Raw genomic sequence first — 15,099 nt, 5'->3', positions numbered from 1 at the left:
GACTCCTGGACCCGACGTGACCGCCAACTGAAGGGCGGCAGATTCGTTTCCGTTTGGTCCCAAGTATTGATCCCGTGGATCTCAATGAGTCCGACCGCGACGCGGTCCGCTGCAACCAAGGTTTACATCTGTGTCATTTCTCTCGACTGGTCCGTCGCTCGCCCGCGCGTTGGCTGAGCGCAACTACAATGAATCCACCCCCGTCCAGGCCGCCGTCCTCGCTGACGATGCTGTCGGTCGTGATCTTCTCGTGTCTGCGCAGACTGGCTCCGGCAAGACCGTCGCTTATGGTCTGGCGATCGCCGAAAATCTGCTCGAAGGCGCGGAGAAGCTGCCGAAGGCTGGATCGCCGCTGGCGCTGATCGTCGCACCGACGCGCGAACTCGCGCTGCAGGTGCATGGCGAACTGACCTGGCTCTATCAATATGCCGGCGCACGCGTCGTTTCCTGCGTCGGTGGTATGGATCCACGCAAGGAGCAGCGCGAGTTGGCCGCAGGCGCGCATATCGTCGTCGGTACGCCCGGCCGTCTATGCGACCATCTGCGTCGCAACCGCCTCGACGTCTCCGAACTGAAGGCCGTGGTACTCGATGAAGCCGACGAAATGCTCGACATGGGCTTTCGCGAGGACATGGAGTTCATCCTCAAGACCACGCCGGCATCCCGCCGTACGCTGCTGTTCTCGGCAACGTTGCCGCGCGGCATCGCCAATCTGGCCAAGCAGTATCAGCAGCAGGCGTTCCGCGTCGAAGTCGCTGGCACCGAAGGTGGCCACTCCGACATCGAATATCGTGCGATCCGGATTTCGCCGAACGACGTCGAACACGCTGTCGTCAACGTGCTCCGCTATTTTGAATCGCCGAGCAGCATCGTGTTCTGCAACACCCGCAATGCGGTGAACCATCTGCAGACCGTTCTGCTGGAGCGCGGCTTCTCGGTTGTCGCTCTGTCGGGCGAACTGTCCCAGAACGAGCGTACTCACGCGCTGCAGGCGCTGCGCGATGGTCGCGCACGGGTTTGCGTCGCCACCGACGTGGCTGCGCGCGGTATCGATTTGCCCAATCTCGGTCTCGTCATTCACTCCGACCTGCCGAACGATCCGGAAGTGATGCAGCATCGCTCGGGTCGTACTGGCCGTGCCGGCCGCAAGGGCGTCAGTGTTCTCTTGGTGCCACCATCGCGCCGTCGCCGCGCCGAGATGCTGCTCAATCTCGCTGGCACGGATGCCGTCTGGGGATCAGCGCCGACCGTCGAGGAAATCCGCGTGCTCGATCAGCAGCGCATGCTGCAGGATACGTTGTTCACTGAAGAGTCCACCGAGGACGATCTGACGCTGGCGCGCGCGATGCTCGCCGAGCGTTCGGCCGAGGAGATCGCAGCGGCGCTGGCGCGGCTGTATCGTTCGCGTCTGCCGTCGCCGGAAGATGTGCAGGATCCCGGCACGTTCCGCGGTCGCGAGGATCGCCCCGGCAGCCGTCGCCGGGACGAAGAAGGCGCTCCGGTCCGCAAGACCCCGAAGAAGAGCGAACCGATGGGCGAGGGCGCCAAGTGGTTCCGCGTCGCCATCGGCCGGCAGAAGAATGCCGAAGCGCGTTGGTTGCTGCCGATGATCTGCCGTCGCGGCGGCATCGAGAAGGCCGATATCGGCGCGATCAAGATCTATGACGGCAATTCGGAATTCGAGATTTCGGCAGCCGCGGCTGAGAAGTTCGCGACCATGATCAAGCGTCCGGACAAGGAAGACAATATCCACATCGAGCCGCTAGCTAACGGTCCGGAAGGCGCGGTCGCATCGAGCCGCACGGCGCCGGAAGATCGCGACTATTCCAACAAGCGCCCGCGCAAGCCCAGCTTCAGATCCGATGGCGACCGTCCGGACTTCAAGGACAAGGGTGCCTATAAGGAGAAGTCCTGGAAGGACAAGCCGAAGAGCGACAAGCCTTACCAGGGCGACAAGCCGCGCTACGAGGGCAAACCGCGTTTCGACGACAAGCCGAAGTATGAAGGCAAGCCCAAGTTCGACGGCAAGCCGAAATACGATCCGGTGCGCGCCGACAAGCCGGCTTATGCAAAGCCCCGCAGCGAAGACACGCGTTACGAAGGCAAGCCGAAGTTCGAAAAGAAACCACGCGCGGACAAGCCGCCCTACGTCGCCAAGGCCAAGCGCGATGGCGGTGCGCCAGCTGCCAAGCCGGCTTTCGGCAAGAAGAAAAAGATCTGGGGCAACGCCGGGTAGTCTGGGCTCCGACCTCATGGTGAGGAGCGCGCTACTTTAGCGCGCGTCTCGAACCATGAGTTGGTGATATGCAATCATCCTTCGAGACGCGGCCAAGCGGCCGCTCCTCAGGATGAGGGCGGAGCGTGGGACAAATAGTGGCTAAACCCGTCCGCTTACCGGCAGCAGCGCGCCGGTCAACGCACTCGCCGCATCGCTCGCCAGGAACAGGATCACGCTGGCGAGTTCGTCCGGCGTGACCCACTTTGAAAAATCGGCATTGGGCATATCGCGGCGGTTCGCGGCTGTGTCGATCGTCGACGGCAATACGGCATTGACCGTGACCTTGCCCTTCAGCTCGGCGGCGAGCGTTTCCGTCAGCCGATGCACGCCAGCCTTCGAGGCGGCGTAAGGCCCCATGCCGGCGCCGGCCTGTAGCGCACCCATCGCACCGATATTGATGATCCGTCCGGCCTTCGACGACGTCAGATGCGGGATTGCCGCGCGCGAGGCATTGAGAGCCGTGAGCAGGTTGAGCCGATGCATCGTCTCCCAGCTCTTGTTGTTACCGTCGGCAATATTCTCGAAGGTGAATGCGCCGGCGATATTGATCAGCACGTCGATCTTGCCGAATTGTTTGACCACTGCAGCGATGGCGGCGTCGGCTTGCGCGGCATCGGAGAGGTCGACGCCGCCGATCTGCAAGCGATCTGGCGTTGAGGCCGGCGTCTTGGCGGAATGGTCGATGGCGGCAATGGTTGCACCGCTCTTAACGGCGCGTTCGAGCACGACCTGACCCAGCGCACCGGACGCTCCGGTGATGACGATGATCTTTCCGTTCATGGGGAACTCCTGTTACGCGCGATGATCCTGCCCGGAATTGGCCCTGGGTAATAGCCACAGATAGATCGCGCCGGCGGCGAGCGCCATGCCGGCCATCAGGCCGGTCATCACCAGCACCGGATGCCCGAACGGTTCGAACACCGCGATCATGGCGCTGGCGAAGGCGCCCATGACCATTTGCATACATCGCATCACGCCGGCTGCCGCACCTGCCACATGCGACAGGTTCTGCAAGGCTTCGTGGTTGGTGCTCGGTGCAAGCAGGCCGAAGGAAAAGATCGTGAGCGCCATCAGCGGCATCAACGACAGCGTCGTGATGGCGCCGGCAGGCACCAAAGCGACGGCTGCAACGGCGCTGGCGATCATCAGCAGCAGACCGGCCATGATGATCTGGCGTGAGGCCACATGGCGGCGGCTCAGGCTTCCGCTGATCAGCGAGGCAACCAGCACGCCGCAGGAGGTCAGTCCGAACAGCAGCGCAAACATCGTGGTGGAGAGACCGAGGCTGCCGATCAACACGGATGGCGCGCCCGAGATGAAGGCGAACATGCAGGCAAAGGCGAAGGCGTAGAGCAGGGAGAAGCCGACGAAGATGCGATCGGACAGCACCATGCGGTAGCTCTCGAGCAATTGCTTAGGGTTGAGCGAGCGGCGTTTCTCGACGGGCTGGGATTCGTCGAGGCTGATGGCGCCGACGATCAGCAGGATCAGGCCGACGGCGGCCTGCACCGCATAGATCGTTCGCCAGTCACTGACGGTCATCACCCAGCCGCCCAGCACCGGCGCGATCATCGGCGCGATGCCGAGTACGGCGGCGATTTGCGACAGCTTGTGGCGCGCCGTGCCGTGTTCGAACAGGTCGCGCACGATGGCGAAGGGCAGGATGGCGCAGGCGCCTGCAGCGAGGCCCTGCAGCAATCGAAACACGAGCAGCACGGTGAAGGATGGCGCGAGCGCGCAGGCGCCCGCCGCGATCGAGAACAGCAGCAGTCCATCCAGCAAGGTTGCGCGGCGCCCGAAGCGGTCTGCGAGGGGGCCGCAGATCAGCGGCGAAATCGCAAAGCCCGCCAGGAACAGGCTGAGCGTCAGCGGCCCGCGTCCTGCGGCGTCGGCGAAACTCGCCTCGATCGCCGGAAGGCCCGGCAATCCCATGTCGATCGAAAGCGGTGGCAATGCGGTCAATGTGCCCAGAAAGGCGGTGAAGGCGAAACTGTCGCGCCTGAGGGCCAAAATCGATTCCTTGAAAATGCGAAAAAGTGTTTATGCGGTCGCGGCGCTATTCTGCCGGACTGATTTGCGCCGGCAAGATCCGGCGGTCAATGAGACTGCTCAGCGTGAGCCCAAGCCCGACCATGGCAACGAGCGCTGCGAGCAGCGGAAGCTGCGCATAATGCATGCCGGCATTCAGCGCCACGCCGCCGATCCATGCGCCGGTGGCATTGCCGAGATTGAACGCGCCCTGGTTCAGGGTCGAGGCGAGGTTTGGCGCATCCGTGGCGGCATCGACCACCCAGATCTGCAGCGGCGAGACCAGCGCGAAGGCGATACCGCCCCACAGGATCAGTAGCACCAGGGTCGGAAGCGTCATGTGCACCACAAGCGCAAGTGCGCCGAGCACGATGACGAGACAGATGAATGCACCGATGATGGTCAAGAGCAGGTTGCGGTCGGCGAGGCGGCCACCGATCAGATTGCCGATGGTGAGGCCGACGCCGATCGCCAGCAGTGCGCCGGTGACGCCATGCGGCGTGAGGCCGGTGACCTCTTCGAGCAGCGGCGTGATGTAGGTGAAGAGGCTGAACATGCTGACTGAAGCCATGGTCGAGATCAGCATCGGCAGCAGCACCGGCCAGCGGCCCAAGGCGCGAAACTCTTTCGCCAGTCCGCCGCGTGTGCCCGGCATGCCCGATGGAACGAAACGCGTGATCGCGAGGAACGCAACGATACCGATCACCACGACCGCCCAGAATGTCGCACGCCATCCGGCGGACTGTCCCAGAGCTGTGCCGAATGGCACACTGAGCACATTGGCCAGCGTAAGGCCGGCGAACATCAACGACACCGCTCGCGTGCGCTGCTCACGTGGCACCAGATTGCTGGCAACGACGGCGCCAATTCCGAAGAACGCGCCATGGGCAAAGGCAGTGACCACGCGTGCGGTCATCAGCAACCAGTAATCCGGCGCGAGGGCGCAGCCGAGATTACCGATCGTGAACAGCACCATCAGAACCAGGAGAGCAGTCTTGCGCGGGATGCCTGCGGTCGCCATTGCCACGATGGGTGCGCCGATCACGACGCCCAATGCATAACCCGACACGAGATAGCCGGCTTGCGGGATGGTCACCGACAGGCTGCGCGCGACGTCGGGCAGCAGGCCCATGATGACGAACTCGGTCGTGCCGATGCCGAAAGATGCAGCAGCCAATGCGAGAATAGGAAGGGATAGTCGGATGGGTATCTCCTGAGCGGAAATATTGCGATGCAATATCAGGAGATGTGCCACGACCTCAGCGATTTGGCGACCGCCTCGCGGGGGAGGCAGCATTGCGCGCCTCGGTCATCAAACTGTCGAGAGGCGTTTCGATGGAGCGGCTGTCGGCGGACAACAGGCCGACTGTGCGACTTCAGCGCAAATGCAGGCGGACGGCTCAGACCGGAGGCCAGCTGCGCATGGCCATGTCGGCGAGTTTTCGCAATTGCTCGCGCGGTGCGCCGCCTGCGGCTTGCACGGCCATGCCCTGCAAGATGGCAGACACGTAGCGCGCGAGATCGCCGGCATCCGCGTCGGCTGGCAGATCGCCTTCGGCGAGGGCGCGTGTGAAGCGAAGGCGCAGATCGTCCTCGCTCTTCGAGCGACGCGCCATCAGTTCCTGCTTGATCGTCTCCGCGGCATCACCGCAGCAGAGGGCGCCCTGGACCGCGAGACAACCGGGATTCCTGGGATCAGTCACCGCCTCAACGGATTCGTAGAGGATATGTTCGACCGCTTCGCGGGCCGTGGCCTTCTCCAGGCCGGTGCGGAAATAGCCGCCGGGGCCATCGACGTAGCGATCCAGCGCCTTGCGGAACAGATCTTCCTTGTTGCCAAACGCTGCATAGAGACTGGGCTTGGTGATGCCCATGGCTTCGGTGAGGTCGGCCATCGACGCGCCTTCGTAACCCTTGCGCCAGAACACATGCAGCGCGAGGTCGAGGGCCGTGTCGGTATCGAATTCACGAGGACGTCCCAGTGCCACGACGGGCCCTCCAAAGTTTTCTACCGTTCAGTAGATAAGTCTCTTGACAGTGGATGTCGATAGTCCATCTATACCGGACGTTACGAATGTGTGCGTTGCAGCGAGATGCCCGGCGGGACCGGCCAGACGCGGAATGTACAGCTTAGCTACTGAAATGACAGGGCTTTACAAGGCCCACGCAGATTAAATGGGTTCACAATGGCACATAATCTCCCTCGCAAGATCGCTTTTGGCGCCGGAATCGCGTTGGTAGCGGTCGCCGTTGGCGGCGGTGCGGCGCTGATGAATCTGTCCAGCGTTGCAGCTCAAGCCGAGTCCGGTGCGGTTGTTCCCGCTGCTGTTCAGGCTTCGGTTGCCCTGGTGGAAGCCAAGGCCACGGCGCCTTCGGACGAGTTCTCGGGCCGCCTTGAGGCAATTGAGCGCGTGGAGATTCGCTCCCGCGTCGCAGGCGCCGTTCAGGAGATCCACTTTCGCGAAGGCGCGCTGGTCAAGAAGGACGACCTTCTGGTGCTGATCGATCCGGCGCTCTACGCCGCCGACGTCGATCGTGCCCAGGGACAGGTGTCCGCGTCGCGGGCGCGCCTGATCCTGACTAAGGCCGATTTCGACCGCGGTCAGCAACTGACCAGCTCCAGCATCACCCAGCGCGACCTCGACAATCGTATCAATGCGTATCGTGAGGCCGAAGCCAACCTCAAGGCTGCAGAAGCCGCGCTCAAGACCGCCGAGCTCAATCTCAGCTACACTGAAGTGCGCGCGCCGGTCGCGGGCCGGGTCGGCAAGGTGGAGATCACCGTCGGCAACCTGATTTCGGCCGGCCCGTCCGCGCCGCTGCTGACGACGCTGGTCTCGGTCAATCCGATCTATGCAAGCTTCAATGCCGACGAACAGGTGGTGTCGCGCGCGCTGAAGACGCTGGCAGACGAGAAGACGCCGGGCGATATCGACCGCATCCCGGTTCACATGACCACCGTCACTGATAGCGCACCGGTGAAGGGCCGCATGCAGTTCATCGATAATCAGGTCGATCCGCGCAGCGGCACGGTGCGGGTGCGTGCGATGTTCGACAATGCCGATGGTCGCTTGATGCCCGGCCAGTTCGCGCGGCTCACAATGGGTCAGCCGAAGGCAGAACAGACGCTGCTGATTAGCGAGCGGGCAGTTGGCACCGACCAGAATAAGAAGTTCGTCATGGTGGTCGATGCCAAGGACAAGGCGCAATATCGCGAAGTGATCCTGGGGCCCTCGGTTGATGGCATGCGCGTGATCCTCAACGGCCTCAAAGCCGGTGAACGGATCGTCGTCAACGGACTTCAGCGCGTGCGGCCGGGTGTGACCATCAAGCCGGAGATGGTGGCGATGAACGCCGCGTCTCTCGTCTCGATTAAGGCCGTCGCGCAGAACTGATAACGACCGCCCTGTCCGCAGGCGGGCAGGGCGCTCTTCCTAATACACAGCACGTCATCGAGGTCGAGCGATCGGCCGCGCGGGGCCCTTGTACCCCGCAGGTCTGGATCATCACGGAATAGCGCCATGAACTTTTCAAAATTCTTTATTGATCGTCCGATCTTTGCCGGCGTGTTGTCGACGGTGATTTTTCTCGCCGGCCTGTTGTCGATGCCGGTGCTGCCGATCTCCGAATATCCGGAAGTCGCGCCGCCGACCGTGGTGGTGACAGCGAATTATCCCGGCGCCAATCCAAAGGTGATTGCGGAAACGGTCTCGACGCCTATCGAAGAGCAGATCAATGGCGTCGAGAACATGCTTTATATGAGCAGCCAGGCGACCACCGACGGCAGGATGACGCTCAACGTCACCTTCCGCCTTGGCACCGATCCCGACAAGGCGCAGCAACTGGTGCAGAACCGCGTCTCGCAGGCCGAGCCGCGCTTGCCGGCGGAAGTGCGCGCGCTGGGCGTGACGACGATCAAGAGCGCGCCAGACCTCACCATGGTCGTGCATCTGCTGTCGCCGAATGACCGCTATGACATGACCTATCTGCGCAACTACGCGGTGCTCAACGTGAAGGACCGCCTCGCGCGCATCGAAGGCGTCGGTCAGGTGCAGCTGTTCGGCTCGGGCGACTACTCCATGCGCGTCTGGCTCGATCCGCAGAAGGTCGCCGAGCGCGGCCTGTCGCCGAGCGATGTCGTGCGTGAGATCCGCGCGCAGAACGTGCAGGCAGCAGCGGGGCAGGTGGGCGGTTCGCCCAATGAGCCGGGCCTCGACCTGCAGCTCTCGATCAATGCGCAGGGGCGCCTGCAGACCGAAGAGGAATTCGGCGAGATCATCGTCAAGAACGGCGACAATGGCGAGGTGACGCGGCTGCGCGACATCGCCCGTATCGAACTCGGCGCCGCCGACTATGCACTGCGCTCGCTGCTGAACAACAAGTCCGCAGTGGCAGTTCCGATCTTCCAGTCGCCGGGCTCCAATGCGATCCAGATCTCCGACAATGTCCGCAAGACCATGAAGGAGCTGAAGGAGAATATGCCGGACGGTGTCACCTACGACATCGTCTACGACCCCACGCAATTCGTTCGCGCCTCGATCGAGGCGGTGATCCATACGCTGCTCGAGGCCATCGCACTGGTGGTGCTCGTCGTCATCCTGTTCCTGCAGACATGGCGAGCCTCGATCATCCCGCTGATCGCTGTGCCGGTGTCGGTGGTCGGCACTTTCGCCGTGATGCATGTGTTCGGCTTCTCGGTGAATGCGCTGACGCTGTTCGGCCTCGTTCTGGCGATCGGCATTGTGGTCGACGACGCCATCGTCGTGGTGGAAAACGTTGAGCGCAATATCGAGCGCGGGCTCGATCCGAAGAGCGCGGCCTATCAGGCCATGCGCGAAGTGACCGGCCCGATCATCGCCATCGCGCTGGTGCTGGTCGCCGTGTTCGTGCCGTTGGCCTTCATCACCGGCTTGACCGGGCAGTTCTACAAACAGTTCGCACTGACGGTGGCGATCTCGACGGTGATCTCCGCCTTCAACTCACTGACACTGTCGCCAGCACTCGCCGCGCTGCTTCTGAAGGGCCATGACGCGCCGAAGGATGCGTTGACGCGCTTCATGGACAAGACGCTCGGCTGGTTTTTCGTCCGCTTCAACCGCTTCTTTGCCAGAAGCTCTGACGCGTATAGCGGCGGCGTGAAGCGCGTCGTCTCGCGCCGCGCGGCGGTGATGGGAATCTACGTTCTGCTGATTGGCGTCACCGGTTATCTGTTCCACGCAGTCCCGGGCGGTTTCGTGCCCGGTCAGGACAAGCAGTACCTGGTCGGGTTTGCGCAGCTCCCCGACGGCGCTACGCTGGATCGTACCGAAGAGGTGATCCGTCGCATGGGCGAGATTGCGCAGAAGGAGCCCGGCGTCGAGAATTCGATCCAGTTTCCGGGCCTGTCGATCAACGGCTTCACAAACTCGTCCAACTCCGGCATCGTCTTCATCGGTCTGGATGCGTTTGACAAACGCAAGGATCCGAGCCTGAGCGGAAATGCCATTGCGTTGTCTCTGAACAAGAAGTTTGCCGGCATTCAGGACGCCTTTATTGCCATGTTCCCGCCGCCGCCTGTGTCGGGTCTTGGCACGATCGGTGGCTTCAAGCTGCAGATCGAGGATCGCGCCGGTCTCGGCTATGAGGCGCTGAACGACGCTACCAAGGCTTTTATCGGCAAGGCAATGCAGCAGAAGGAGCTGGCCGGTCTGTTCTCAAGCTATCAGATCAATGTGCCGCAGCTCTATGCGGATGTCGATCGCACCAAAGCGCGGCAGCTCAACGTGCCGGTTACCTCGGTGTTCGACACGATGCAGATCTATCTCGGCTCGCTCTATGTGAACGACTTCAACAAATTCGGTCGCACCTATTCGGTGCGCGTCCAGGCTGACGCCAAATTCCGGGCGCGGGCCGACGATATTGGCCAGTTGAAAGTTCGCTCCGACAGCAACGAGATGATCCCGCTCTCGACGCTGCTGCGCGTTAAGGAAAGTGCAGGGCCGGAGCGCGCCATGCGCTACAACGGTTTCCTGTCGGCCGACATCAATGGCGGCGCGGCGCCCGGCTATTCCACCGGCCAGGCGCAGGACGCCGTGGCGCGTGTCGCCAAGGAGACGCTGCCCAAGGGCATCGACTTCGAATGGACTGAACTGACCTATCAGGAAATCATCGCCGGCAATTCGTCGCTGATCGTGTTCCCGGTGGCGATGCTGCTGGTGTTCCTGGTGCTCGCCGCGCAATACGAAAGCCTGACACTGCCATTGTCGATCATCATGATTGTGCCGATGGGCTTGCTGGCGGCGATGTTCGGCGTCTGGTTGACCAAGGGCGACAACAACGTCTTCACCCAGATTGGTTTGATCGTGTTGGTGGGTCTGTCGGCGAAGAACGCCATCCTGATCGTGGAGTTTGCCCGCGAGCTGGAATTTGCCGGGCGGACACCGATCCAGGCCGCGATCGAGGCCAGCCGTCTGCGGTTGCGGCCGATCCTGATGACGTCGCTGGCCTTCATCATGGGCGTCGTGCCGCTGGTGACGTCCACTGGCGCAGGCTCGGAGATGCGTCATGCCATGGGTGTCGCGGTGTTCGCCGGCATGATTGGCGTCACGGCCTTCGGCATCTTCTTCACGCCGATGTTCTATGTGCTGCTGCGCGCCATGGCAGGCAACCGTCCGCTGACCCAGCATGGCGAAGCGACGGTCGATCAGGCGGCGCCGCTGGCACCGGGATCGCACGAAGCACAATCGCGCCCGCACGCCACGTCGCATTCGTAACACCCGGGACCGGGGAAGGAGACGCCTGATGAGGGCTGCTGGTCCACGAATGCGCCGTTTCGACCCATTCTAAGGCGAGGAATTGCGTAGCCTGCGTCCAAGGCTGTTGGAATCGCCCCCAATTGGCCGGGTGCGCTTTCCTCCACTGCACATCTTCCGCTACAATGCGAAAGGCACTGCAGGGGAATGACGGGTTGCGGACGGGCTTCTACAAATGCGAATACCGGGTTGATGAGGCGGTCGGTCGCAGTGTGATGTTTGTCGAGCATGGCAGCATGCTCGGCGGCAATTCCGCTTTTGCCCATATCGGCAGCTATGAGCTCCGGGGTGACGAGGTGGTGGCGGAGATCGAGAGCCGCCGCCACATGAACGATCCCAACTATCCCTCGCTGCTCGGCCAGGATGTGGCGACCATCAGCGTCATCGGCCGGCCCTATGGCGACACCTATCGTTTTCAGGGTTCGTCGCCGCAAATGCCGGGTGCGAAATTCGAGTCGGTCATGACGACGATCGATGACGGCGAGATGCCTCCGGCCGGACCGATCGGTGCGGGTGGCATCGCCAACGGGCTGTATTCGATCCATCTGCGCACACTTGACGGCATCGATGGCGGGCTCAACGGCGTGATGCTGCTGCATGACGGGCGCATCCTCGGCGGAGACGCGTTCTTCTATTATCTCGGCGCCTATTCCTCCGCGGACGGACGCTGGAAGGGCGAGATGCTCAATCAGGAGCACACGCCGACAAAGGGCGAGAACCCGGTCTTCGGCGGCCATGAAATCGGTATCGGCTTTTCCGGCACCTGCGACGAAACCGGCGCCGAACTGGAAGCCACGGCGCTGGCCGGCAAACGGAGCCTGCGGTTGCAGGCAGTGCTGAAGCTGATCCGCAAGGCCGTGTAAGTTCCAGGCTGGCGCACGGCTTGATGGGGTGCGCGCCTGTCCGTAATGTCACCGGCGAATGACACAGATGGCGACAAATCCATGACCCAGCGTATCGGCGCGACCGCTCTGATCTGGTTGCTCGGCGTCGCGGCCGGACTGGCTGTGCTGTCCGCGCCAACGCGCGCGCAGGCCCAGTCCGCCGATCTGGTTCTGTGCGATCGCCTCGCGGCCGATCCTGCCGATCCCGACAAGCCTGCCGATGTGAAGGGCGTGGCCGATATTGCCAAAGCCGATATTGCCACCGCCACCAAATTCTGCCGGACCGCGTCCGGCGGGTCGCGCCGTGCGATGTTCCAGCTCGGGCGTGCTTACGCGGCCAATGCGCAGGTAGCTGAGGCGCTCGCGGCATGGCGCAAGGCGGCTGACAAAGGCAGTACCTCCGCCATGGTCGAACTCGGCGTCGCCTATGGCAACGGAACCGGCGTCGCGCGCGACGAAGCGCAGGCGCGCAAACTGTTCGAGCGTGCGGCTGAAGCCGGCAATCCGCGCGGCGTAAGCAATGTTGCGGCACTATCCGGAGGCGCAGGCGCGGGTTCAGACCCGGTGCGTGCACGGCAATTGCTGGCGAAATCCGCGGAGACCAATGCCGAGGCGCAATATCAGCTCGGCATGATGCTGTCGGAAGGCATCGGCGGCGCGAAAGACGATGTTGCGGCACGCAGCCTGTTCGAGAAGGCGGCAGCACAGAACCATGCGGGCGCGTTGGAGCGCATGGGCGCGTTCGCGCAAAGCGGCCGCGGTGGTGCGTCGGATAAGGATGCCGCGAAGGCCTATTATGAGAAGGCCGCAGCGCTCGGCGACGACGATGCGAAGAAGGCGCTGGAACGCATCAAGTGCCCTTATGTGCTCAAGGACAAGCGCGGCAACGTGGTCAGCAATATGTGCTTCTGATCAGCCTAGCCTGACTGCGGTCTGTCGCAGGCGCGCGCCGGCGTACCCACGTCGAATTCGCGCCGGTCATTCACCGACGGATCAACGAAATAGGTGACGGCGTTGAACGGCACCGTGACGCGCGACTTGATCCCCTTGAACCACAGGTTGACGCTGAAGCGATCCGCGGTGACGTTCAGTCGTTCGAACTGGTGCTGCAGCACGAACGTCATCTCTTCGGGATATTTGGCGCGCTGGGCATCGAGCACGATGACGCCGTCGAACGAGGTCCTGAACGTGATCTCGTAATAGTGCCGGCCGCGCAGACCGCATCTGGCGACGTCGGCAAGCGTGGATCTCACCTCGGCATATTGTGCGAGCGGGGCGGTGGTGCAGGGCTGTTGTGCTGCCGCGTGTGATGTGAGCGCGGCCAGCATCATCATGGCAACGGCGAGGGTGCGGAGGTCGCGAGGCAAGGATGGTGTCATGATCCTTTGTCGCGGCGGCAGCGGGCGGGTTCATGGGGCTGCGACAGCGATTTTCTGCCGCATATTTCCGCAACCATTTGTTTCAAATTGGCCGCTTAACCTGCCGGTTCTGAGTCGCAATGGAGCCGCCTGTGAACGAGAGCCTGATCGCCATCTGCCAGTTGTTTCTGGTGCCGCTGACCATTCTGTTTGCCGCGGTGGGGGTGGCCAATGCGCGCTTCGTCAAGCTGTTGGTGTGTTTGCTCGGCGTCGGTCTCGCCGGCCTCTGGCTCTATCGCATCTATCTCTGGACCGGCCTGTCGGTGATCGATCGCCGCACGGCCTACGGGCTCGCGGGAGCCTTCGCGCTATGCTGGGTGCTGACGCTGCTGCATCAGATCAAGAGCAGCTTCGGCGGCGGATACGATCGCTAGGCTCAGGCAAATCTGAATCAGGCCAGCCCGAGCGAGAAGGCCAGCGTGCCGATCGCGGCATGCGACAGGATCACCGGCCAGATGTTGCGCATCCGCAGATAGGCGAAACCCCAGACGATGCCGACCAGGAACGTGTTGAGCAGCAGCACGCTGTCGCCATAGGCGATGTGGATCAGCGAGAATACCGCCGAGGAATAGATCACATAGGTCCAGGGCCTGACCTGCAGCCGATCGGTCATCAGTTTCGGAATCGATCGGCACACGACTTCCTGGCAAGGGCTCGAGACCAGGACATAGAACGGCGCAAAGCTGAGCCAGACCGGTGGCTTGTGGTCGAAGGTGAGAAACCGGGTCTGCGCCACCATGATTGCCGCGATGCCTGCCGTGATCGCGGCACAGAACAGCCAGTGCCTGATGTCAGAGGGACGGCTGAGGCCGAGTTCCGCGACCGAGAAGCCGGCCAGCAGGCACAGCGCGATACACAGCACGGACACCAGCAGCAACGCGGGAATGCGATATTCGAACGGCAGAAAGCCCCAGTGAATGGCGAGACCAGGCGCCAGCAGCAGCGCGGCAAATCCCGGCAGTGGAGCGATCAATCGCCATTGGAATCGTTGCTGTCGTAAAACCGTCATGATGTTCTATAGCTGAAATCATGTGGTGGTTTAAGGGCGGAGTGGCCACGCAGGCTGAAAGCGACGAAAGCGTGATCGTCGATATGTCAGCAGCAGGTGGTGACATTTCCGTCGGACGGTCTGCTCGGCCGTTGCTGGCCGCCCCGATGCGACAAAGTGGAACTCGCCGACTAGTATTGTGTCTCACACATCCGTCCATGACGTGAACAGCGCTGCCTGACCGCGTCGCTCGCCGTTCTCACTTCTCAGTTCCCAGACGATGCCACCTTCGATCCAGAAGCGCCGGCCGGACTTGGCGATCCGCAACCCACGATAATTGTCGATGAAGCCGTTACGCGCGACGGCATCCAGCAGGCGCTGCCGCTCGTCGCGGTTCGGCGCTTCTGCCGAGAGGCGCGACGGGATGGTGACGAATTCGTCCCACTTATATTCGAAGCAAGATTGCGCGGTGCGATTGGCATAGGTGAACACCGGATCGGCGTCGGTGTTATGTGCGAGCACCGCGAATGGTGCGTCGCTGTAGAGCCACGCTGCATCTTGCCCAGGCGCCAACAGGGGCTTCCCGACAGTGCGGAGATAGCTCCCAGTGAGGAGTTTGAAGAAGGGTGCATCGAGTGCGAAAGCAGGGAGCGTCGGAGCGGTCACGGGACTCTCTCGGGGATAGGCTATGAGGACATAGCCCGCATGGCTC

General features: G+C 62.5%; 13 protein-coding genes. 6 read left to right on the top strand and 7 right to left on the bottom strand.

Going from position 1 to position 15,099, the window contains the following annotated elements:
• The first annotated feature begins 130 nt into the window (after window positions 1–130).
• A complete protein-coding gene (locus AB8B02_RS12130; RefSeq protein WP_439064028.1) occupies window positions 131–2,236 on the top strand; it encodes a DEAD/DEAH box helicase in 2,106 nt (701 codons plus the stop codon).
• A 141-nt stretch (window positions 2,237–2,377) separates the two neighbouring features.
• Here the strand turns inward: AB8B02_RS12130 and fabG are convergent, their stop codons facing one another.
• From fabG to AB8B02_RS12110, 4 genes are all read right to left on the bottom strand, one after another.
• Window positions 2,378–3,058: a 3-oxoacyl-ACP reductase FabG gene (gene fabG, locus AB8B02_RS12125; RefSeq protein WP_439064027.1), complete on the bottom strand. Its 681-nt coding sequence runs from the start codon at window positions 3,056–3,058 to the stop codon at window positions 2,378–2,380.
• Window positions 3,059–3,070: 12 nt separating this feature from the next.
• Window positions 3,071–4,288 carry a multidrug effflux MFS transporter gene (locus AB8B02_RS12120; RefSeq protein ID WP_439064026.1) on the bottom strand — a complete coding sequence of 406 codons (1,218 nt, stop codon included), beginning with the start codon at window positions 4,286–4,288 and terminating at the stop codon, window positions 3,071–3,073.
• A 46-nt stretch (window positions 4,289–4,334) separates the two neighbouring features.
• Window positions 4,335–5,483, bottom strand: coding sequence for an MFS transporter (locus tag AB8B02_RS12115; protein WP_439064025.1), 1,149 nt, complete (start codon window positions 5,481–5,483; stop codon window positions 4,335–4,337).
• Window positions 5,484–5,706: 223 nt separating this feature from the next.
• On the bottom strand, window positions 5,707–6,294 hold the full coding sequence (locus AB8B02_RS12110; RefSeq protein ID WP_068736841.1) for a TetR/AcrR family transcriptional regulator: 588 nt from the start codon (window positions 6,292–6,294) through the stop codon (window positions 5,707–5,709).
• Between the two features lie 198 nt (window positions 6,295–6,492).
• Between AB8B02_RS12110 and AB8B02_RS12105 the strand changes: the two genes are divergently transcribed.
• The 4 genes from AB8B02_RS12105 (at window position 6,493) to AB8B02_RS12090 (ending at window position 12,893) form a co-directional block, all read left to right on the top strand.
• The gene (locus tag AB8B02_RS12105; RefSeq protein WP_093758336.1) at window positions 6,493–7,701 is read left to right on the top strand and encodes an efflux RND transporter periplasmic adaptor subunit; all 1,209 of its coding nucleotides are present in this window, start codon (window positions 6,493–6,495) and stop codon (window positions 7,699–7,701) included.
• Between the two features lie 126 nt (window positions 7,702–7,827).
• Entirely contained in the window at window positions 7,828–11,058 is a 3,231-nt protein-coding gene (locus AB8B02_RS12100; protein ID WP_439064024.1) for an efflux RND transporter permease subunit, read from the top strand.
• 194 nt (window positions 11,059–11,252) lie between these two features.
• The gene (locus AB8B02_RS12095; RefSeq protein ID WP_439064023.1) at window positions 11,253–11,960 is read left to right on the top strand and encodes a GrlR family regulatory protein; all 708 of its coding nucleotides are present in this window, start codon (window positions 11,253–11,255) and stop codon (window positions 11,958–11,960) included.
• 81 nt (window positions 11,961–12,041) lie between these two features.
• Window positions 12,042–12,893, top strand: coding sequence for a tetratricopeptide repeat protein (locus tag AB8B02_RS12090; protein ID WP_439064022.1), 852 nt, complete (start codon window positions 12,042–12,044; stop codon window positions 12,891–12,893).
• Between the two features lie 5 nt (window positions 12,894–12,898).
• On the opposite strand, the gene AB8B02_RS12085 is transcribed toward AB8B02_RS12090, so the two are convergent.
• Complete coding sequence (locus AB8B02_RS12085; RefSeq protein WP_439064021.1) at window positions 12,899–13,360, bottom strand: ClpXP protease specificity-enhancing factor SspB; 462 nt, start codon at window positions 13,358–13,360, stop codon at window positions 12,899–12,901.
• A gap of 131 nt (window positions 13,361–13,491) precedes the next feature.
• Here AB8B02_RS12085 and AB8B02_RS12080 point away from each other — a divergent pair, with 131 nt between their 5' ends.
• Window positions 13,492–13,773, top strand: a complete 282-nt coding sequence (locus AB8B02_RS12080) for a hypothetical protein (protein ID WP_089263998.1) — start codon at window positions 13,492–13,494, stop codon at window positions 13,771–13,773.
• A 17-nt stretch (window positions 13,774–13,790) separates the two neighbouring features.
• On the opposite strand, the gene AB8B02_RS12075 is transcribed toward AB8B02_RS12080, so the two are convergent.
• Both AB8B02_RS12075 and AB8B02_RS12070 read right to left on the bottom strand, forming a co-directional pair.
• Window positions 13,791–14,408, bottom strand: coding sequence for a CPBP family intramembrane glutamic endopeptidase (locus tag AB8B02_RS12075; RefSeq protein ID WP_184517320.1), 618 nt, complete (start codon window positions 14,406–14,408; stop codon window positions 13,791–13,793).
• A 183-nt stretch (window positions 14,409–14,591) separates the two neighbouring features.
• Complete coding sequence (locus tag AB8B02_RS12070) at window positions 14,592–15,053, bottom strand: MEKHLA domain-containing protein (protein ID WP_089264006.1); 462 nt, start codon at window positions 15,051–15,053, stop codon at window positions 14,592–14,594.
• Window positions 15,054–15,099 lie beyond the last annotated feature (46 nt).

This window comes from Tardiphaga sp. 862_B3_N4_1 (assembly GCF_051811085.1).
GTDB lineage: Bacteria > Pseudomonadota > Alphaproteobacteria > Rhizobiales > Xanthobacteraceae > Tardiphaga > Tardiphaga robiniae.
This window is presented reverse-complemented; position numbering and strand designations above follow the sequence as displayed.